General features: G+C 62.5%; 14 protein-coding genes and 1 tRNA gene. 6 read left to right on the top strand and 9 right to left on the bottom strand.

What is annotated here, in order from left to right:
* Positions 1-10 precede the first annotated feature (10 nt).
* Together FJ958_RS01520 and parC are read right to left on the bottom strand one after the other, a co-directional pair.
* On the bottom strand, positions 11-1,225 hold the full coding sequence (locus tag FJ958_RS01520; RefSeq protein WP_140738488.1) for an AI-2E family transporter: 1,215 nt from the start codon (positions 1,223-1,225) through the stop codon (positions 11-13).
* Between the two features lie 234 nt (positions 1,226-1,459).
* Positions 1,460-3,712 (bottom strand): DNA topoisomerase IV subunit A, encoded by a 2,253-nt coding sequence (parC, locus tag FJ958_RS01515; protein WP_140738485.1) that lies wholly within the window; start codon positions 3,710-3,712, stop codon positions 1,460-1,462.
* Positions 3,713-4,034: 322 nt separating this feature from the next.
* On the opposite strand from parC, the gene FJ958_RS01510 reads away from it, so the two are divergent.
* Positions 4,035-5,225 carry a hypothetical protein gene (locus FJ958_RS01510; RefSeq protein ID WP_140738482.1) on the top strand — a complete coding sequence of 397 codons (1,191 nt, stop codon included), beginning with the start codon at positions 4,035-4,037 and terminating at the stop codon, positions 5,223-5,225.
* A gap of 232 nt (positions 5,226-5,457) precedes the next feature.
* Here FJ958_RS01510 and aspS read toward each other — a convergent pair whose 3' ends face one another.
* Positions 5,458-7,245, bottom strand: coding sequence for an aspartate--tRNA ligase (gene aspS, locus FJ958_RS01505; protein WP_181176261.1), 1,788 nt, complete (start codon positions 7,243-7,245; stop codon positions 5,458-5,460).
* Between the two features lie 179 nt (positions 7,246-7,424).
* On the opposite strand from aspS, the gene FJ958_RS01500 reads away from it, so the two are divergent.
* Both FJ958_RS01500 and rnd read left to right on the top strand, forming a co-directional pair.
* Positions 7,425-8,669 carry an MFS transporter gene (locus FJ958_RS01500; protein WP_140739147.1) on the top strand — a complete coding sequence of 415 codons (1,245 nt, stop codon included), beginning with the start codon at positions 7,425-7,427 and terminating at the stop codon, positions 8,667-8,669.
* 74 nt (positions 8,670-8,743) lie between these two features.
* A complete protein-coding gene (gene rnd / locus FJ958_RS01495) occupies positions 8,744-9,895 on the top strand; it encodes a ribonuclease D (protein ID WP_140738476.1) in 1,152 nt (383 codons plus the stop codon).
* A 17-nt stretch (positions 9,896-9,912) separates the two neighbouring features.
* Here rnd and FJ958_RS01490 read toward each other — a convergent pair whose 3' ends face one another.
* The 3 genes from FJ958_RS01490 to guaB are packed head-to-tail and all read right to left on the bottom strand — an operon-like array spanning position 9,913 to position 12,449.
* Positions 9,913-10,332 (bottom strand): MAPEG family protein, encoded by a 420-nt coding sequence (locus tag FJ958_RS01490; protein WP_140738473.1) that lies wholly within the window; start codon positions 10,330-10,332, stop codon positions 9,913-9,915.
* A gap of 40 nt (positions 10,333-10,372) precedes the next feature.
* Positions 10,373-10,996 carry a hypothetical protein gene (locus FJ958_RS01485; RefSeq protein WP_140738470.1) on the bottom strand — a complete coding sequence of 208 codons (624 nt, stop codon included), beginning with the start codon at positions 10,994-10,996 and terminating at the stop codon, positions 10,373-10,375.
* Positions 10,947-12,449, bottom strand: coding sequence for an IMP dehydrogenase (gene guaB, locus FJ958_RS01480; protein ID WP_140738467.1), 1,503 nt, complete (start codon positions 12,447-12,449; stop codon positions 10,947-10,949). Before guaB ends, FJ958_RS01485 begins: the two co-directional genes overlap by 50 nt.
* Before the next feature lie 355 nt (positions 12,450-12,804).
* Between guaB and FJ958_RS01475 the strand changes: the two genes are divergently transcribed.
* The gene (locus tag FJ958_RS01475) at positions 12,805-14,226 is read left to right on the top strand and encodes an MFS transporter (RefSeq protein ID WP_140738464.1); all 1,422 of its coding nucleotides are present in this window, start codon (positions 12,805-12,807) and stop codon (positions 14,224-14,226) included.
* 112 nt (positions 14,227-14,338) lie between these two features.
* Here FJ958_RS01475 and FJ958_RS01470 read toward each other — a convergent pair whose 3' ends face one another.
* Positions 14,339-15,085 carry an RlmE family RNA methyltransferase gene (locus tag FJ958_RS01470; protein ID WP_140738461.1) on the bottom strand — a complete coding sequence of 249 codons (747 nt, stop codon included), beginning with the start codon at positions 15,083-15,085 and terminating at the stop codon, positions 14,339-14,341.
* A 25-nt stretch (positions 15,086-15,110) separates the two neighbouring features.
* On the bottom strand, positions 15,111-16,529 hold the full coding sequence (locus tag FJ958_RS01465) for a Ppx/GppA phosphatase family protein (protein WP_246679459.1): 1,419 nt from the start codon (positions 16,527-16,529) through the stop codon (positions 15,111-15,113).
* Between the two features lie 355 nt (positions 16,530-16,884).
* On the opposite strand from FJ958_RS01465, the gene FJ958_RS01460 reads away from it, so the two are divergent.
* On the top strand, positions 16,885-17,817 hold the full coding sequence (locus FJ958_RS01460) for a lysylphosphatidylglycerol synthase domain-containing protein (protein WP_140738458.1): 933 nt from the start codon (positions 16,885-16,887) through the stop codon (positions 17,815-17,817).
* A gap of 188 nt (positions 17,818-18,005) precedes the next feature.
* Positions 18,006-18,079 (top strand) — tRNA-Gln (locus FJ958_RS01455).
* Between the two features lie 715 nt (positions 18,080-18,794).
* On the opposite strand, the gene FJ958_RS01450 is transcribed toward FJ958_RS01455, so the two are convergent.
* Positions 18,795-19,001, bottom strand: coding sequence for a hypothetical protein (locus FJ958_RS01450; protein WP_140738455.1), 207 nt, complete (start codon positions 18,999-19,001; stop codon positions 18,795-18,797).
* Positions 19,002-19,053 lie beyond the last annotated feature (52 nt).

Genomic DNA, 19,053 nt, shown 5'->3' with positions numbered 1-19,053 from the left:
TGGCTTTGGGTCAGGCGCTGGCCTTCTTGGCCGCGCCAGGTTCCGGCAAGATCTCGATCTGTGGACCGGCCTCGATCTCGGCCGCCGAGTCGGCGGCCATCTCGTCGGAAAGTTCCACCTCGCGCAGCCACTCGCGCCAGATCGCGACCAGCAGCGCCATCAGCACCGGGCCGATGAAGAGACCCAGGAAGCCCATGGTCTTGACGCCGCCGATCAGGCCGAAAAAGGTTGGCAGGAAGGGCAGTTTTATCGGTCCGCCGACGAGCTTCGGGCGCAACGTCTTGTCGACGATGAACAGCTCGACCGTGCCCCATATGAACAGCGCCAGGCCGGCCATCGGCGAGCCGCTGGCGGCGAGGTAGATCGACACCAGGGTGAAGGACAGCGGCGCCCCGCCAGGGATCAGCGCCATGACGCCGGTCAAGGCGCCGAGCGTGACCGGCGACGGCACGCCAGCCAGCCAGTAGGCGATGCCCAGCACCAGCCCCTCACCGATGGCGATGACGGTCATGCCGGTCACGGTCGACGAGATGGTCGCGGGGACGACGCGCGAAATCCGCTCCCACCTTGTCGGCAGGATACGTTCGCCCAAGCGGTCGATCTGGCCTGCAAAATGCTCGCCGTCGCGATAAGCGAAGAACAGAGCGATCATCATGAAGAGCAGCGTCAAAAGCAGGCCGAAGGCGCTGCCGCCCGCCGCGAGCGCGCCGCGATAGATGCTGCCGATATTGGCGCCGCTGACCAGTTGGATGAGTTCGCCGATGCCGCCGGGATGGCCAAGATTGGTGGTCCATTGCTCGTTCAGCCAGTCGCCGACGGCAGGCATGGTTGCGATCCAATGCGGCGTCACCGCACCGTGCCGGTTGGTCTCGATCGCCCAGCCGACCCATTCGCGCACCTCGTTGATGGCATAGGTGCCGGCAAGGGCGATCGGTATGACCAGGAAGGCGAGGATGAAGAGGATTGCAAACGTCGCGGCGATGGTGCGGTTGCCGCCAACGCCGGCCAGCAGGCGTCGGTAGAGCGGCCAGCTGGCGAAAGCGATGACCAGCGCCGCCAGAACGGGAAACAGGAAGCCGTGGAAGAAATAGACGCCGGCGGCGACGATCAGCACCAGCAGCCAGCGTGCCGCCGACAGCGGCGGAATGACAGCCGACCGCAGCGGCGTCGACAGGCCAAACAGGCGCTGCTGCCGTTCCGGTTTCTGGATTCTCGCTTCCTTCAAATGCCCTGCTCTCTCCGGCCCATCCGGTCAGTTATGCACTGATATAGTGCAGCAATCGTGACGATAGTCCAAATGATTGGGAATCGCCCCTGTCGGGGCGGAGATGGCCAGCAGGCCAGAGGCCGCGGAAGTGCTGGCCTTCGTTACCACAAAGAGGGAGTCACGGCAGGTCGTATCGACCCCCCTCTGTCGCCTTCGGCGACATCTCCCCCCTCGAGGGGGGAGATCAGCACGTCACCCGAACTTGCCCGTCCTCGGGAAACCCTTCGGCACCATGCGGCCGGCCGACGCACGGGCGCCGATCCATTCAGCCAGTTCCTCACGCGAGCGGGTGAAGGTGCGGTCGGCAGAATCCTGCCAGGACAGGCCGGTCTCCAGCGTGAACGGCTTCAGGTCGAGAAGGCCGCCATCCTTGTATTTCTGCAGCCGCACGCCCTTGCCGCGGCCCATCTCCGGAATTTCTGAAAGCGGAAAGACCAGCATCTTGCGGTTCTCACCGACGATAGCCAGGTGATCGCCGGTGACCGGCACGCAGCGCTTGGCCTCGTCCGGCGCCTTGACGTTCATCACCTGCTTGCCCTTGCGGGTGTTGGCGACGACTTCCTCCTCCGGCACGATGAAGCCGTTGGCCTCGAACGAGGCCAGCAGCAGCTTGCGCTTCGGATCGTGGACGAAGGCGGTGACGATGTCCTGGTCGTTGTCCATATCGACGATGATGCGGATCGGCTCGCCGTGACCGCGCCCGCCCGGCAGCCGGTCGGCACCGATCGTGTAGAACTTGCCGCCCGTTGTGAAGACCAGCACCTTGTCGGTGGTCTGGGCATGGAAGGCGAGCTTGAGGCTGTCGCCTTCCTTGAAGGTCAGCGTCGAGAGGTCGGCCAGATGGCCCTTCATCGCCCGCAGCCAGCCCTTCTCCGAAACCACCACGGTGACCGGTTCGCGCTCGATCATGGCGTGCGCGATGTCGGTCAGGTCGTGCTCGGGCGCATCGGCGAACTGGGTGCGCCGCTTGCCGAGCTCGGTCTCCGGGCCGAATTTTTCACGCAGATTGGTGACTTCCCACTTGATCGTCGACCACTGCTTCGCATCGGACGCCAGCAGCGCCTCGATCTGCTTCTTCTCGGCGCTCAAGCCGTCGAATTCCTTTCGGATTTCGAATTCTTCCAGCTTGCGCAAAGCGCGCAGGCGCATGTTGAGGATGGCTTCTGCCTGCGTGTCGGTGAGCGACCAGCGGGCCATCATCACCTGCTTGGGCTCATCCTCCTCGCGGATGATCTTGATCACCTCGTCGATGTTGAGATAGGCGATCAGGTAACCGGCAAGGATCTCCAGCCGTCTTTCGATCTCGCCCAGGCGATGCCTCGAGCGTCGAACGAGCACGTCGCGACGGTGGTCGAGCCATTCCTGCAGCACGCCCTTCAGCGACAGCACATTGGGCACCTTGCCGCGCGACAGCACGTTCATGTTGAGGGGGAACCGGCTTTCGAGCTCGGTGAGCTTGAACAGCGATTCCATCAGGATGCCCGGATCGACGGAACGGCTCTTCGGCACCAGCACGACGCGGATGTCCTCAGCACTTTCGTCCCTGATATCCTCAAGCAGCGGCAGTTTGCGGGCCATCAACAGCTCGGCGATCTTCTCGATCAGCCGCGCTTTCTGCACGCCGTATGGGATTTCGGTGACGACGATGCTCCAGGTGCCCCTGCCCTGGTCCTCCTGGTTCCATTTCGACCGGACACGAAAGCCGCCGCGGCCGGTCTGGTACGCTTCGAGGATAGAGGCGCGGCTGTCGACGATGATGCCGCCGGTCGGGAAATCCGGCCCCTGGACGAAATCCATCAGCTTTGCCACCGGCGCGTCCCGGTGCTCGATCAGGTGCAATGCCGCATCGCAAAGCTCGGCCGCATTGTGCGGCGGGATCGATGTCGCCATGCCAACCGCGATGCCGGACGAGCCGTTGGCCAAGAGGTTGGGAAAGGCACCTGGCAGCACCGCCGGCTCTTCGTCTTCTTCGTTGTAGGTCGGCCGGAAGTCGACCGCATCCTCGGTGATACCCGCGAGCAGCTCGGTCGCCACATCGGTCATGCGCGCTTCGGTGTAGCGCATCGCCGCGGCATTATCGCCGTCGATGTTGCCAAAATTGCCCTGGCCGTCGACCAGGGGATAGCGCATGGAAAAATCCTGCGCCAGCCGCACCAGCGCGTCATAAATCGACTGGTCGCCATGGGGATGGAACTTGCCCATCACCTCGCCGACGATACGGGCGCATTTGGCGAAGCCCTGATCGGGGTTGAGGCGCAGCAGGCGCATGGCGTGCATGATTCGACGATGGACCGGCTTCAGTCCGTCGCGCACGTCAGGCAGCGCCCGATGCATGATGGTCGACAGCGCATAGGCGAGATAGCGCTCTTCCAGCGCCTTCTTCAGATCGACCGGTTCAATGTTGTCGCCGCCACCATCTTCAGGTGGCAAAAGCCTTTTTCCCATGGGCTGGAACTAGCCGAGCGGGTGATTCGCGGCAAGAGGCGCGAACCGCGCCGACCGATTTGCGCGCCTTCGGCAACCGGAAACCGCAAGGTCGAACTTGCCGACCAACATCAATCTGTTACATGCCGCCGCTATTGCGAAGCACGATAACACCTTCATGCCAAATTCACTGCATTATCCGATAGCGTTCGGATCGGTTTGCCTTTCGCTGCGATTTTTGACCATTGTGCCGGGACACGCCTTTTTCCCGTCCAGTTCGTCACGGAATGGTGATGGCGAAGAAGTGAAAAACAATTTCAGGACACTCTCAGGGAACTTTGCGATGACAATCAAACGCTCAACTCTCCGGAAATTCGCTCTTTCGACCTTCTTGCTCACACTGCCGTTGAATGCGGCCCTTGCCCAGGACACGGCGGTCGCCGATCGGCTGAAGGCGGCGCTTTCGGCCCAGGGCGTCGACATCTCCTGGACCGGCGTGACCGGCGACAACACCAGCATGGTGTTGCAGGGCGTGTCGGTAAAGCCGGCGGCGGAAAAGGAACCCCTCACCATCGGTGACGTCAAACTCGAAGGCATTACCGCGGCGAACGGTGGCTTTGACATCGCCACCGTTTCGACATCGGCGTTCGAACACAGCAAGGACGGCGTCACCCTCAATCTAAGCCCCTTCGTCATCCATGACATGGCGGTTCCCGCCGACGGCGCGACCGGCCCGCTCGGCTCGCTGATGATGTACAAGTCCGCCGAACTTTCGAACATGACGGTCAAGGTCGCCGACAAGACCGCCTTCTCGATGGACGGGCTCGCCATCCAGATCACACCGCCGGCCGACGGCAAGGCGATGGAATTCACCGGCACCACGGAAAAGTTCCACGCGGATCTGACGCTGGTCGATGACCCCAAGTCGAAAGAAGTGATCGACGCGCTTGGCTACCAGAACATCTCGGGCAATTTCGAGATGGCTGGCACCTGGCAGCCAACCGACGGCAAGATGGAACTGTCGAAATACGACATCTCCGTTGAGAATGCCGGCACGCTCGGCATGACCTTCAACCTCGGCGGCTACACACTGGACTTCATCAAGTCACTGCAGGAGATGCAGAAGAAGATGGCGGCACAGCCCCAAGGCGCCGACAATTCCGCGCAAGGCATGGCCATGCTCGGCCTCTTGCAGCAGCTTTCGTTCAACAGCGCCTCGATCCGTTTCGACGACGATTCGCTGACCGGCAAGGTGCTGGACTATGTCGGCAAGCAGCAAGGCATGTCGGCCAAGGACGTCGCCAACCAGGCCAAGGCGATCGTGCCGTTCGGCATGGCGCAGCTCAACAATCCGGAACTGACGGCGCAGGTTACGGCAGCCGTCAGCAAATATCTCGACGACCCCAAGAGCCTCGAAATCTCGGCCGAACCGCCGGCATCGGTGCCGTTCGCGCTGATCATGGCGGGCGCGATGTCCAACCCTCTCGACCTGCCGAAGACGCTCGGCGTGGCCGTCAAGGCCAACGAAGACTGATCGAATTGGCTGCCTTCTCCTCATCACTATACGGGGAGAAGGTGCCGGCAGGCGGATGAGGGCAGCGCCGACGCTTGCGGATATGAATTCCAGTCTGAAACGATTGCCTGTCAGAAGGCCTCAGCTGCTACGACCGCTCGCAAATCGCCAGCATCCGCGCTGCCCCTTATTGTCCTGCCGGACATTTCTCCCCGTGTAGTGACGAGGAGAAAGGGCAGTTGCAACGCTGCCGTCAGTCCTTCTTCACCGCCGCGACACGCAGAGCCAGTTCGCGAAGCTGCTGCGGCGTGGCCTCCGAGGGCGCGTTCATCAACAGGTCATAGGCCTGCTGGTTCATCGGGAACATGGTGATCTCGCGCAGGTTCTTGGCGCCAACCAGCAGCATGACGACGCGGTCGACGCCGGCGGCCATGCCGCCATGCGGAGGCGCGCCGTACTGGAAGGCGCGGTAAAGGCCGCCGAAGCGCTCTTCCACCGTGGCACGGTCGAGCCCGACGGTCTCGAACGCCTTGACCATGGTTTCGGGCAGATGGTTGCGGATGCCACCGCTAGCGATCTCAAAGCCATTGCAAACCATGTCGTACTGGAAAGCCTTGATGCCGAGCAGATCCTCGCCGTTCAGCGCATCGATGCCACCCTGCGGCATCGAAAACGGATTGTGGGCGAAGTCGATCTTCTTCTCGTCCTCGTTCCATTCGAAGAACGGGAAATCGACGATCCAGCACAATTCGAAGCGCTCGCGATCGACGAGGTTCAACTCCTCGCCGGCGCGGGTGCGTGCCGCTCCGGCAAAGGAAACGAACTTCTTCGGATCGCCGGCGACGAAGAAGGCGGCATCGCCATCGGCAAGGCCGAGTTGCTGCCGGATCGCCTCGGTGCGCTCCTCGCCGATGTTCTTGGCGAGCGGGCCGGCGCCTTCGAGCTTTTCGCCCTCCTTGCGCCAGAAGATGTAGCCCAGCCCCGGCTGGCTCTCGCCCTGCGCCCAGGAATTCATCCGGTCGCAGAAGGCGCGGCTGCCGCCGGTCTTTGCCGGAATGCCCCACACCTCGGCCTTCGGGTCGTTGGCGAGAATGTTGGCGAACACCTTGAAACCGGAATCGCGGAAGTGCTCGGAGACGGCCTGCATCTCGATCGGGTTGCGCAGGTCCGGCTTGTCGGAACCGTATTTGCGCATGGCGACATCATAGGGAATGCGCTGGAATTTTTGCGTCACCGGCTTGCCGTTGGCGAAGGTCTCGAAGACGCCCCGCATCACCGGCTCCATGGTCGACAGCACGTCATCCTGCTCGACGAAGCTCATTTCGAGATCGAGCTGGTAGAATTCACCGGGCAGGCGATCGGCGCGCGGGTCCTCGTCGCGGAAGCAGGGCGCGATCTGGAAATAGCGGTCGAAGCCCGACACCATGATCAACTGCTTGTACTGCTGCGGCGCCTGCGGCAGCGCATAGAACGTGCCGGGATGGATACGCGACGGCACCAGGAAGTCGCGCGCGCCTTCCGGCGAGGAGGCGGTGAGAATCGGCGTCGAGAATTCGGTGAAGCCGACATCGGTCATGCGCTTGCGCATCTCGGCGATGATCTTGGTCCTCGCCACGATGTTCCTGTGCAGGGTCTCGCGGCGCAGGTCGAGGAAACGGTACTTAAGCCTGATGTCCTCGGGATAATCCGGTTCGCCGAACACCGGCAGCGGCAGTTCCTTGGCGGCCGATAGCACTTCGATCTCGCGAGCGAAAATCTCGATCTCGCCGGTCGGCAGGTTGGCGTTGACGGTCTCGGGCAAGCGTGCCTTGACCTCGCCATCGACGCGGATGACCCATTCGCCGCGCAAGGTCTCGGCGACCTTGAAGGCAGGCGAATCGGGATCGGCGACGATCTGGGTCAGGCCGTAGTGGTCGCGCAAATCGATGAACAGCAGGCCGCCATGGTCGCGCACGCGATGCACCCAGCCCGACAGGCGAACGGAATTGCCCACATCGCTCTTTCTCAATTGGGCACAGGTATGGCTGCGGTAACGGTGCATGGTCATTGGTAAAGTCCGGGGTGCTGAGTTGTGGGCCAAGGCATCGCAGCCCGGCCCAAAAATTTGCGCGAAAAGCGCATGCGAGGCCGGATTTGTCAAGGCAAGCGGATACCGCTGGCCCAACGTCGCCCGTAGGCGATGGTCCATTAAGAGATCACCGCTACGTGATCGCCTTCTTCATGTCCTCCATCCGCCCGCTGATCCCACTCCTTGTCGCCGCAGGCATCCTGCTCGGCGGCAATGGCCTGCAAAGCACGCTGATCGCGCTGCGCGGTGCGCAGGAGGGGTTTTCGGCCGCGGACATCGGGCTGATGGGTACATTCTATTTCGCCGGCTTTTTGCTCGGTTGCCTTGCCATCACGCGCATCATGAAAGCGGTAGGGCATATCAGGGCGTTCTCGGCGCTGGCGGCGATCGCCTCGACTGGCACCTTGCTCATGGTGCTGGTGCTGGATCCGGTGATGTGGTGCGCGGTGCGCTTCGCCGGCGGCTTCTGCTTCGCCGGGTTGTTCACGATCGTCGAAAGCTGGCTCAATTCCGGCGTCACCAACAGGGACCGCGCCCGTGTGCTGGCGATCTACCGGATGGTCGATACCGGATCGGTGACATCAGCCCAGTTCCTGATTCCCTTCTTCGGTGCCGGCGGCTTCACCATCTTCGCCATCATGTCGATCATGATTACGCTGTCGCTGGTGCCGGTCTCGCTCGGCGACCGCTCCAACCCGACGCCGCCGGAGGAGGTCAAGCTTGATCTGGCGCGCGTCTGGCGCATTTCGCCATTGGGTTGCTTCGGCTGCATTGCAGTCGGCGTCACCAACAGCGCCTTTCGCACCTTGTCGCCGGTTTATGCCGAGCAGATCGGCATGTCGGTCGCCGATGTCGTCACCTTCGTCAGTGTCGGTATCTTTGGCGGCGCCGTCATCCAGTATCCGCTCGGCTACCTCTCCGACCGCTGGGACAGGCGCAGGGTCCTGTTGATGACGACCTGCTGCGCGATGTTTTCAGCGCTGGCGCTGGTGTTCATCGCCGGCAGCAATCCGCTGCTCAACTTCATCATCATCTTCATCTTCGGCTGTTTCGCCATGCCGCTCTATTCGCTGTCGGCGGCGCATTCCAATGACCGCGCCGGCAAGGGCGAGTTCGTACTGATCAACGCGGCGCTGATGCTGTTCTATTCCTTCGGCGTCATCGGCGGCCCTTTCGCCGCCTCCACGGCCATGCAGTATTTCGGGCCAAGCGCGCTTTTCGTGTTCAGCGCCATCGTCTATGCAATCTTCATCGCCGTCATCCTCTACCGCATGCAGGCCCGGTCCGGCGTCCCGGCGGGCAAACGCAGCCGCTTCACCGCGCTGTTGCGCACATCGACCGTTTTCGCCCGGCTGGCCAGAAGAAACGGCGATCCAGACAACGCAGAGGGGCCGTAACGCGTGCACCACGGCTTGACGAAAGCCTTCCCGGCTGAAATCTAGGAGACCCTACTCCTGCCAAAAGCGATTTGATGCACGTCATCACCACCCAGAAAGAACTCGAGACCGTTCTCGCCGCTTTCGAAAAGTCGAAATTCGTCACCGTCGACACCGAATTCATTCGCGAAACGACCTTCTGGCCAATCCTGTGCCTGATCCAGATGGCGGCCCCCGGCGTGACGGCGCTGATCGATCCGCTTTCGCCCGACATAGACCTCACCCCGTTCTTCAGGCTGATGGCCAACGAGGCGGTGGTCAAAGTCTTCCATGCCGCCCGGCAAGACATCGAGATCATCGTCCATCTCGGCGATCTGGTTCCGCATCCGGTGTTCGATACGCAGGTCGCGGCAATGGTCTGCGGCTTCGGCGACAGCGTTTCCTACGACCAGCTCGTGCAGCGCATTACCGGGGCGCGACTCGACAAGTCGTCGCGTTTCACCGACTGGCGCCACCGGCCGCTTTCCGACAAGCAGCTGGATTATGCGCTCGCCGACGTCACCCATCTGATCGAGGTCTATCAACACCTGAGCGCCGAACTGGCGCGGGAAAATCGCGCCCACTGGCTGAATGAGGAAATGGATGTCCTGACCTCGCGCGAGACCTACGATCCGCATCCCGAAGATGCCTGGAAGCGGCTGAAGATGCGGCTGCGCAAACCGCAGGAACTGGCGATCGTGCAGGCCGTGGCCGCATGGCGCGAGCGCGAGGCCAGGGAACGCGACGTGCCGCGCGGCCGCGTGCTCAAGGACGACGCGATCTACGAGGTGGCGCAGCAGGCGCCGCGCGATGCGGTCGCCCTTGCCAAGCTGCGTACGACGCCCAAGGGCTGGGAGCGTTCGTCGACGGCGACAGCCCTGCTTGGAGCCGTCAATACGGCGCTGGCCTTGCCCAAGGAGCAGATGCCGAAACTGCCGAAGAATTTTCAGCCGCCGGAGGGCTCAAGTGCCGCGGCGGAACTGTTGAAAGTGCTGCTCAGGATCGTTGCCGAAAAACAGGGCGTGGCCTCGAAAGTGCTGGCCTCCAGCGACGATATCGACCGCATCGCGGCCGAGGGGGACGCCGCCGACGTGCCGGCCCTGCAGGGGTGGCGACGGGCCGTATTCGGGGAACAGGCGCTGCAGCTTGTGCGCGGCGAGATCGGCATCAAGTTCGACAAGCGCAAGATCGCGGTGTTCGATCTGTAGGCGCCTGCCGGCGCGGCTCAAACCACTTGCAGCAAGTGCAGGGCGAACCAGATCCACCCCAGCAAAAGAACCACCGCCCCGAGGACGAAAGACCGGTTGCGCAGGCGCAGACTGTTGCTGGTCAGATGGATCCAGGCGTGGACATAGCGTGTCAGGACGAAAATCCACATCAGCGCCAGCGTAAGATAGTTGACGCCATTGGTCAGGTGCAGCGCCAGGCACAGCACATAGAACAGCACCGGCAATTCGAGTTGGTTGATGAGATTGCTGGCAACGGTGACGCTGGAGACCGGTTCGGTCGAGCGCGCCTTGTATTGGCCGGCCTTGGCTTCGCCCGACTTGACGGCAAAATATCTGCGCCGGCCGAGGACTGCGTAAACGATATAGATCAGCAGCACGTGCGCAAGCATCGGCCAGAAGATCGCCGTCTGGTTCATGAAATGGCCCCTGCCCTGTTCGGCATCAATTCTGGCGTCATCAATCCTGGCGTCTCTGGCCCGCCACCCAGAAAACGGCAATCGCGATAAACGGGACGGCGAGAAGCGCGAATTTAGTGACGATCAGCGCGGAGGCGAAGGCCAGCGAATCCGGGTTGGCGTACAGGAAGTCAGACAAAAGCCGCGCCACAGCGACGTTCTGGGCATAGTCGGCGATCGTGTAGGGCAGCACAAGGACCAGCGCGAAAATCGACTGCACCTGCCCCGACAGTACGCGGAAATTCTTCAGGCGACGACCGGTCGCCAGGATCAGGCTGACCAGCGTCAGCGACAGCAATGCCGGGAACAAGAGGTCGAAGGTCAGATAGTGCCAGACCAGAATGGTCTCGCCACCGCGCCGGCCGAGCGTGGTCAGCCAGGCCATGCCTTCGTCGGGCGTAAAACCGAAATAACGCATGTCGAGCGAAGGCAGGCCGCCGCTCAACTGGCGGAAATAGAAGAACTCGAGCACCGTCATGACGATGAAAACCGCCGCCGACAGGAAACAAAGCGCGGCAGCGTGACGTGACAGTCGCAGGACCGCCTCCGTCAGGCTTCGCCCGAAACCGTCGGAATCAGGCTCCGCCGGGATAGTTCGGGCTTTCGCGGGTAATCGTGACGTCATGGGCGTGGCTTTCACGAAGTCCGGCGTTGGATATGCGCACAAAAGTGGCGCGTTCGCGGAAATCGGCAAGATCGCGACCGCCTACATAACCCATAGCGGCTTTCAGGCCGCCTGCAAGCTGGTGCAGCACGCCAGACACAGGTCCTTTGTAGGGAACCTGCCCTTCAATGCCTTCCGGCACCAGTTTCAGCGTATCGCGCACCTCGGCCTGGAAGTAGCGGTCGGCGGAGCCGCGCGCCATTGCGCCGACAGAACCCATGCCGCGATAGGCCTTGAAGGAGCGGCCCTGGTGCAGATAGACCTCGCCTGGGCTTTCGTCGGTTCCGGCCAGCAGCGAGCCGATCATGGCGGCGCTGGCGCCGGCCGCGAGCGCCTTCGCGAGATCACCGGAATATTTGATGCCGCCGTCGGCAATAACCGAGGCACCCGATTTGTGCGCCGTCTCGACCGCCGACATGATGGCCGAAAGCTGCGGCACGCCGACACCGGCAACGATGCGTGTGGTGCAGATCGAGCCCGGGCCGATGCCGACCTTGACGGCGTCGGCGCCAGCATCGATCAGCGCCTGCGTGCCTTCGGCGGTGGCGACATTGCCGGCCAGGATGCGAACCGAGTTGGAGAGTTTCTTGGCGCGCGTGACCGCATCCAGCACCCGCTGCGAGTGGCCATGCGCGGTATCGATCACCAGAAGGTCGACGCCGGCCTCGATGAGGCGCTCGGCGCGCTCGAAGCCATCGTCGCCGACGCTGGTGGCGGCCGCCGCGCGCAGGCGCCCCTGCGCGTCCTTGCTGGCATGCGGGTTGAGCTGCGACTTCTCGATATCCTTGACGGTGATCAGGCCGACGCAATTTCCTGACTTGTCGACCACGACGAGTTTCTCGATCCGGTGCTGGTGCAGAAGCCGCTTGGCTTCGTCCTGGTCGACATTCTCCTTGACCGTGATCAGATTCTCACGCGTCATCAATTCGTAGACCTTCTGCGCCGGATCGGAGGCAAAGCGCACGTCGCGATTGGTCAGGATGCCGACCAGGCGCCCGGTCTTGTGGCCGCCAGTGCCGCCATTCTCAACCACCGGAATGCCGGAGATCGAGTAGGTGCGCATCAGCGACAGCGCATCGGCGAGCGTGGCGTCGGGGCCGATGGTGACCGGGTTGACCACCATGCCGGACTCGAATTTCTTGACCTGCCGCACCTGTTCGGCCTGCTCCGCCGGCGAAAAATTGCGGTGGATGACGCCGATTCCGCCGGCCTGGGCCATGGCGATGGCCAGGCGCGCCTCGGTGACGGTGTCCATCGCCGCCGACAGGATCGGTACATTGAGGTCGATGTCGCCGGCGATGCGGGTGCGGATGTCGGTCTGGCCGGGCATGACCTCGGAATGGCCGGGCTGCAACAGCACGTCGTCAAAGGTCAGCGCCAGCGCGCCGGTGGACGTTTCGATGATCTTTGCCATGGCCAGCCCTTTGAATGCGGAAAAAGCGCTGGACCGGAATGGACAGCGCCGACTCTCATCTTCCCTTTCAGGATTGGCGCTGGCTGGTAACACGTCGCGGCGCCGATGAAAAGCCGATCGTTGCGGCGTTCCGCGTTCTAGTCGCCAGACTTCCCCGCCACAGCATCAAGCAATGCATGGCGCGGCGCTGCGAAAGGACTGATGGGGCATGCCAAAGCGAAAGTCCGCATCCCCTCGGTCGCACAAAAGTGACAGCAAATTAACACGACATCGGTGTCCAGCCGTGATAACCGCCCCCTATATCGGCATATCGGCTCGCCCCCGGCCGGAAAGAGAATTTGAAACGGGCACGCTCGTGAATCGCACCATCCCGCTCATCCTGGCGGTCGCACTTTTCATGGAAAACATGGATTCGACCGTGATCGCAACGTCACTGCCGGCGATCGCCGTCGACATCCATACCAGCCCGATCGCGCTCAAGCTGGCGCTGACCGCCTATCTGGTGTCGCTGGCGATCTTCATTCCGATCAGCGGCTGGATGGCCGACCGCTTCGGCGCCAAGAATATCTTCCGCGCCGCAATCGCGGTCTTCATCGCCGGTTCGGTCGCCTGCGCGTTCTCAGGTTCGCTGCCGGCGTTCGTTGTGTCGCGCTTCCTGCAAGGCATTGGCGGCGCCATGATGACGCCAGTCGGGCGCCTGGTTCTGGTGCGGGCGACGCCCAAGAGCGAACTGGTCGCCGCCATGTCGTGGCTGACCGTTCCCGCGCTGGTCGGCCCCCTGGTGGGCCCGCCGATCGGCGGCTTCATCACCACCTACTTCACGTGGCACTGGATCTTCCTGATCAACGTGCCGATCGGCCTGATCGGCATCTGGCTGGCCACGCGCTTCCTGCCCAAGACCGAATCCATGGAGACGCCGCCGCTCGACTTCATCGGCTTCGTGCTGAGCGGGCTGGCGGCTTCCGGGATCGTGTTCGGCCTGTCGGTCGTCAGCCTGCCCTACCTGCCGCCGTTGACCGGCTTCATCACCGTGGCCGTCGGGCTGGTGTCGGGCGCGCTTTACCTGATGCATGCGCGCCGCGCCGAAAATCCGTTGCTGGCGCTCGAACTGTTCCGCAACCAGGTGTTCCGTTCCTCCGTGCTCGGCGGCTCGCTGTTCCGCATCGGCATCGGGGCGGTGCCATTCCTGCTGCCGCTGATGTTCCAGATCGGCTTCGGGCTGACGCCGTTCCAGTCCGGCATGATCACTTTCGTCTCGGCGATCGGCGCCATCGGCATGAAATTCGTCACCGCGCTGATCTTCCGCGTCGCCGGCTTCCGCCGCGTTTTGATCGTGGGCTCGCTGGTCGCCGCCGGATCGATCGCCATCAACGGCCTGTTCACGCCCGACACGCCCTACCTGCTGATGCTGTCCGTGCTGCTGGTCGGCGGCTTCATCCGCTCGATGTTCTTCACCGGCGTCAATGCGCTGTCCTATGCCGAGGTTTCGGCCGAGGACACCAGCAAGGCGACGCCGATAACCGCCGTGTTCCAGCAACTGTCGATCGCGCTTGGCGTGGCGATGGCCGGCGGCATATTGGAAGTGTCGACGAGCGTCCATGGCGGACCGCTGACGCTGACGGATTTCCATACCGCCTTCTTCATCGTCGCCGCGATTTCGGCCGCCGCATCACTATCGTTCATGCGGCTGACGCCTGACGCCGGCAACGCCGTGTCGGGCCATGGGCGGCTGACGGCACCCAAAACGCTGGAACCGGCGAGGTCGCCGGGGGAGTGAGGCAGCCCTTCCTTCTCCCCTTGCTTGCGGGGAACGTGGATCGACGCGCAGCGCCGAGACGGTTGAGGGGTCTTCCAGCGGAATGAGACGTTGGTGTTCCTTGGAACACCCCTCATCCGTCGCCTTCGGCGCCACCTTCTCCCACAAGGGGAAAAGGAAGGGAGCGCCCCTTGAAATCCTTCGCCAGCAAATAGAGTTCGACCGACTCATCGCGCGAAGCCGGCGGTTTGACGTGGTGGACGGAGCGGAAATTCTTCTTGAGCATCGACAGCAGCTCGTTTTCTGCGCCGCCCTGAAAAGTCTTGGCGAGGAAATGTCCGCCCGGCTTCAGCACGGACAGCGCGAAATCGGCCGCCACCTCGCACAGATGCATGGTGCGGATGTGGTCGGTCCGCTTATGGCCGGTGGTCGGAGCCGCCATGTCGGACAGCACGACATCGGGATCGCCACCCAGCGCCTCGGCCAGCTTGCGTGGCGCATCCGCGTCCAGGAAATCCATCAAAAGCACCGGCGCTCCAGGCACGGCATCCATTTCCAGATAGTCTATGCCGACGACATGTGGATTTTCCGCCGTCGATTTCGTGCGTGCGGCCGCCACCTGGCACCAGCCGCCGGGGGCAGCACCCAGATCGATCACCTTCATGCCGGGCTTCAGGAGATGGTGCTTGTCGTCGATCTCGATCAGCTTGTAGGCCGCGCGCGAGCGATAGCCGTCAGCCTTCGACCTCTGCACATAGGGATCGTTGATGTGGCGCTGCAGCCAGCGGCGCGAGGACTCCTTCAGGCCGCTCTTCTTCTTGATACGCGTCTTCAGCACGCGAATGCCGGCCGTCCCTGGCTTTTCCGGTTTCTTGGTCATCGCTTGATTTCTTGTCCGAGCGTGATCATGCTCTGCCACGCCCATCATTGCGCCAGACGCCGTCATCGGCCATCAGTTCGCTCAATATGCCCTCGCGCAGGCCACGATCGGCGACACGCAGCCGCTCCGACGGCCAAACCGCGCGGATCGCCTCCAGTATGGCGCAGCCGGCCAGCACCAGATCGGCGCGATCGGCGCCAATGCAGGGATTGGCCACACGCTGCTGGAAATCCCAGCCGACCAGTCTCTCCACCATGCGGTCGACGCTGTCGCGGTCCATCCACAGCCCGTCGACCCGGCGGCGATCATAGCGTTCGAGATCGAGGTGGACGCCGGCGAGCGTCGTGACCGTGCCGGAGGTGCCCAGCAGATGGAAGTTCGGGCTGGCCTTGAGGTGGCTCAGCCGGTCGCGGCCATCGAAGGCGGCCAACCGGCCGGCAACGTCATCGACCATGGCCGTGAAGATTTCGCGTGTCACCGTGCGGCCGCCGAAACGTTCGGCCAGCGAGACGACGCCGACCGGCAGCGATGTCCAAGAGACGATATGGTTGGCGAGGCGCGGCGACCGGCGACCGGTGAGATCGATCAGCGCGATTTCGGAAGAGCCGCCGCCGATATCGAACAGGACGACGCCCTGCGTGTGGCGCTCGACCAGCGAGCCGCAGCCCGACACCGCCAGCCGCGCCTCGGTCTGGCGGTCGATGATCTCGAGCTTCACGCCGGCCTCGCGCTCGACGCGTTCCAGGAACTCGACGCCGTTTGCCGCCGAGCGGCAGGCTTCCGTGGCGATCAGCCTTGCCTTCCTGATCTTGCGGCTGCGCAATTTGTCGCCGCAGATCTTCAGCGCCTCGACGGCGCGGTCCATCGCCGGCTGGCTGAGCCGGCCATTGGCGGTGAGCCCTTCGCCCAGCCTGACGATGCGCGAGAAGGCATCGATGACGCGGAACTGGCCATGCCGTGTGGGAACGGCGACCAGCAGCCGGCAATTGTTGGTGCCGAGGTCGAGGGCCGCGAAGACGGGAAGCTCGTGCACCGGCGGCCGGCGGGTGCTCTGCTCCGGACGTAGCGTTGGAGCGACGAGTGAGATGACCGGAGCCGCCTGCTTCGGTTCCATGGCCGAGACAGCGGCCTTGCCTGGCATCGGCGATCGATTGTCCTGGGGGCGCGTTTCGTCGCGCGCAAAAACCTTGCGCCCGCGCCTTCGCTTGCGCCGCTTCTTGGGCTTGCCCTTCTGGTTGCGTGTCGCGTCGCCCGCCAGCCCGTCGGCGGAGCCAAGCTCCGTCGGGCGGCGTTGCTGCCAACCGGCTGTCCCCGAGCCAGATGGCCCTGGAGAAGCGCTGGACGCGCCCACCTCCGGCGCGCCTGCGCCGGTGTCGCGGTCTTCCACTGTCGTTCCTTCCGGCGCCGCGCGAACCGATGACGGACGCTGCAGGCGCTTTGGCATGTTTCAAGTTGCCGCCAGACTAACAGCGGTGCGCCCGATCACCAAGAGCCATGCGCCGAATTTTGCCGGCTGGGCTCCCAAGCCGCCTTCGCGCGTAATGTAGCCGCAAGGCTGGATTGATAGCATGAGACTGTCGGAGACGATCTCCCGGAAGAGCCGACGCCTCACCGCTTGCTGACCCCTTTGCACCGCCCTCGGTGAGGGCGGATATTGCAAGCGGCCGGCACGGTAAGCGTTCGCGGTTGAATAGCCGGCTTCAATGAGGCATTTCTGAAATGAACGGAAGAAGCAGGGCAACCGGCCTCCCATCTTCAAGAGAAAAGGAAGCGGACACGCAACGCATGGCAGTCAGGCAATGAACTGGAGACGCTATTTCTGGCCGGTCGTCGGCGGTGCCGCGGTGATCTTCTCGCTGCTGCTGCTCTGGCACGAACTGCGCGGCATCTCGATCGATGATGTCTGGGACGGGCTGGCCGCCATTCCAACCCGCGGCTGGGTGCTGGCGGCGCTCAGTTCCGTCATCGCCTATGCCTCGCTCGCCGGCTACGACCACATCGCGCTCCTGCATATCGGCAAGAGGGTGTCGTGGCTGTTCGTGACGTTGTGCTCCTTCACCACCTATGCGCTTTCGCACAATATCGGCGGTTCGGTGTTCTCCGGCGCCGTCATCCGCTACCGCGCCTATGGTACCAGAGGGCTGACCGGACAGGATGTCGGCGTGCTGGTGGCAATCTGCTGGATCACCTTCGTGCTGTCGACCATCCTGACGGCCGGCCTGGTGCTGGTGTTCGAGCCGCAGATTCTTGATCGGTTTTCCGGCATTGCCCATCATGGCCTGTCGGAAGCGGCCGGCATTGCGATGCTGCTGATCGTCGCCGCCTATATATTCGGCAGCTGGCTGCATCTGCGCCCGCTGAAGATCGCCAGGTTCCAGCTGCACTATCCGGCGCTGCCGATCGTCGCCAGGCAGTTGCTTATAGGCCCGATCGAATTGCTCGCCGCCGCCGCGATCATCTTCTTTGCCCTGCCCGAAGCCCATAATCCCGGCTATTTCGTCGTGCTCGGCGTCTTCCTCGTCTCCTTCTCGGTCGCCCAACTCTCGCACGCGCCAGGCGGGCTTGGCGTGTTCGAGGTGGTGTTCCTCGCAGGCCTGTCAGACATGGACCCGGTGGGCGTGCTGGCCGCACTCCTGGTGTTTCGGCTGTTCTACCTGATCATCCCGCTGATTCTGGGCCTCGGCGTGGTGCTGTTCTTCGAACGCTCGCAATTCAGCCGGACAGATAGCTGAGGCGCGGCCAGCGGGCTTCTCCCCCGGTTCACGGGAGAGGTTCCGGCAGGCGGTGAGGGGCGGCGCAAACTTGTGCATTTACCCTGGATTGAACCGCAAAGCAGGCTTGACTATTTTCCGCTGGCGGCTACAAGGCAGCGCTCAAGCGGCTCAGCCGCTCGGCCCGCGCGGTTCATGACCACGCCTGCTGGGGAATAGGTTAACGGTAGACCCACGGACTCTGACTCCGTTAGTCCTGGTTCGAATCCAGGTTCCCCAGCCAACAATGTTTTTCTCAATAAAAGCAAGCGCTTACCCCAAATAAGAAAATCGCAACCGGAACAGTTTTGCGGAGCATGAAACCGGACACATCGGTTTTTCAGTTCTCCTTAATGCGGGAATCTGCCACCATTTGGCACATGTGCACGATCGTCCTGGCTTCGGCAAAATGGCTTACCTTTTTCGGCTTAGCTTCCGCGACAGTCGCGGCCCTCTTGCTGGCGTTCAAAGGGAGCGTGCTATACGAATGGGTCCAATGGGCTGATTTTAACAACGTTTTCAAAACTTTAGATAAGCTATCTGCGAAGCATGAGCGTCTTTATGAGAGGACGAGAGTGTCCCCCATGCTGGCCGGCTCGGAAGTGGTTACAAGCGATTTGGCCTCTCGGTTGAGAGGTGGCCTCCTTGGGCTTGCTTTCTACAGATATTATTGGCTGCGGGCTCACGATCGGTTGCGTAGAGGCGTAGGCCTTCTTCCAAGGTCGATCGAATCGCCCAATAAGATAATTCGCTCGTCGCTGGTCGAGATGAGCCGGGGCGAGGTCAGTAAGGCGCTGAAAGAAACGATCGCAGGCACATCCCTATCGGAAGGCCGCTATTTAAAGTTCGCAGTTTGGACGTTTATCTTTGGATCTACTATGCAATTGATCGCAAGCATTCCATGGTGTTGAGCGTCGGCATTTGAATTCGGCCTATTAATGCTCTGTGTCGGTGTATACTCAGGGACCTTTTTCTTCTATTCGTTGCGCAGCGTGCTGTGCGGTTTCGTCATCTGCGTCCGGAAAATTGTCATGAACCCAATCCAGAGCGTCAATGTTCCAATCGTCCACTAGATCGCCGGCATAGTTCTGATGGTCGATCGATAGCCCGACGTTCCCCTGTCCAAGGAACTCCGCAACGATCTCATTCGATAGCGCTATGTCCATTCCATACCTCCCAGGGTTCGGTATTTTGAGTCGAGACGTGATTCTATTCCTG

This window comes from Mesorhizobium sp. B2-3-5 (genome assembly GCF_006442395.1).
GTDB lineage: Bacteria > Pseudomonadota > Alphaproteobacteria > Rhizobiales > Rhizobiaceae > Mesorhizobium.
This window is presented reverse-complemented; position numbering and strand designations above follow the sequence as displayed.

What these genes read in the sequence shown, in the direction of transcription:
- parC (WP_140738485.1), bottom strand. Translation starts at nt 3,712, where the DNA reads ATGGGAAAAAGGCTTTTGCCACCTGAAGATGGTGGCGGCGACAACATT.
- FJ958_RS01465 (WP_246679459.1), bottom strand. Translation starts at nt 16,529, where the DNA reads ATGCCAAAGCGCCTGCAGCGTCCGTCATCGGTTCGCGCGGCGCCGGAA.
- FJ958_RS01485 (WP_140738470.1), bottom strand. Translation starts at nt 10,996, where the DNA reads ATGACGTCACGATTACCCGCGAAAGCCCGAACTATCCCGGCGGAGCCT.
- aspS (WP_181176261.1), bottom strand. Translation starts at nt 7,245, where the DNA reads ATGCACCGTTACCGCAGCCATACCTGTGCCCAATTGAGAAAGAGCGAT.
- FJ958_RS01510 (WP_140738482.1), top strand. Translation starts at nt 4,035, where the DNA reads ATGACAATCAAACGCTCAACTCTCCGGAAATTCGCTCTTTCGACCTTC.
- guaB (WP_140738467.1), bottom strand. Translation starts at nt 12,449, where the DNA reads ATGGCAAAGATCATCGAAACGTCCACCGGCGCGCTGGCGCTGACCTTT.
- FJ958_RS01470 (WP_140738461.1), bottom strand. Translation starts at nt 15,085, where the DNA reads ATGACCAAGAAACCGGAAAAGCCAGGGACGGCCGGCATTCGCGTGCTG.
- FJ958_RS01500 (WP_140739147.1), top strand. Translation starts at nt 7,425, where the DNA reads ATGTCCTCCATCCGCCCGCTGATCCCACTCCTTGTCGCCGCAGGCATC.
- rnd (WP_140738476.1), top strand. Translation starts at nt 8,744, where the DNA reads ATGCACGTCATCACCACCCAGAAAGAACTCGAGACCGTTCTCGCCGCT.
- FJ958_RS01490 (WP_140738473.1), bottom strand. Translation starts at nt 10,332, where the DNA reads ATGAACCAGACGGCGATCTTCTGGCCGATGCTTGCGCACGTGCTGCTG.
- FJ958_RS01460 (WP_140738458.1), top strand. Translation starts at nt 16,885, where the DNA reads ATGAACTGGAGACGCTATTTCTGGCCGGTCGTCGGCGGTGCCGCGGTG.
- FJ958_RS01450 (WP_140738455.1), bottom strand. Translation starts at nt 19,001, where the DNA reads ATGGACATAGCGCTATCGAATGAGATCGTTGCGGAGTTCCTTGGACAG.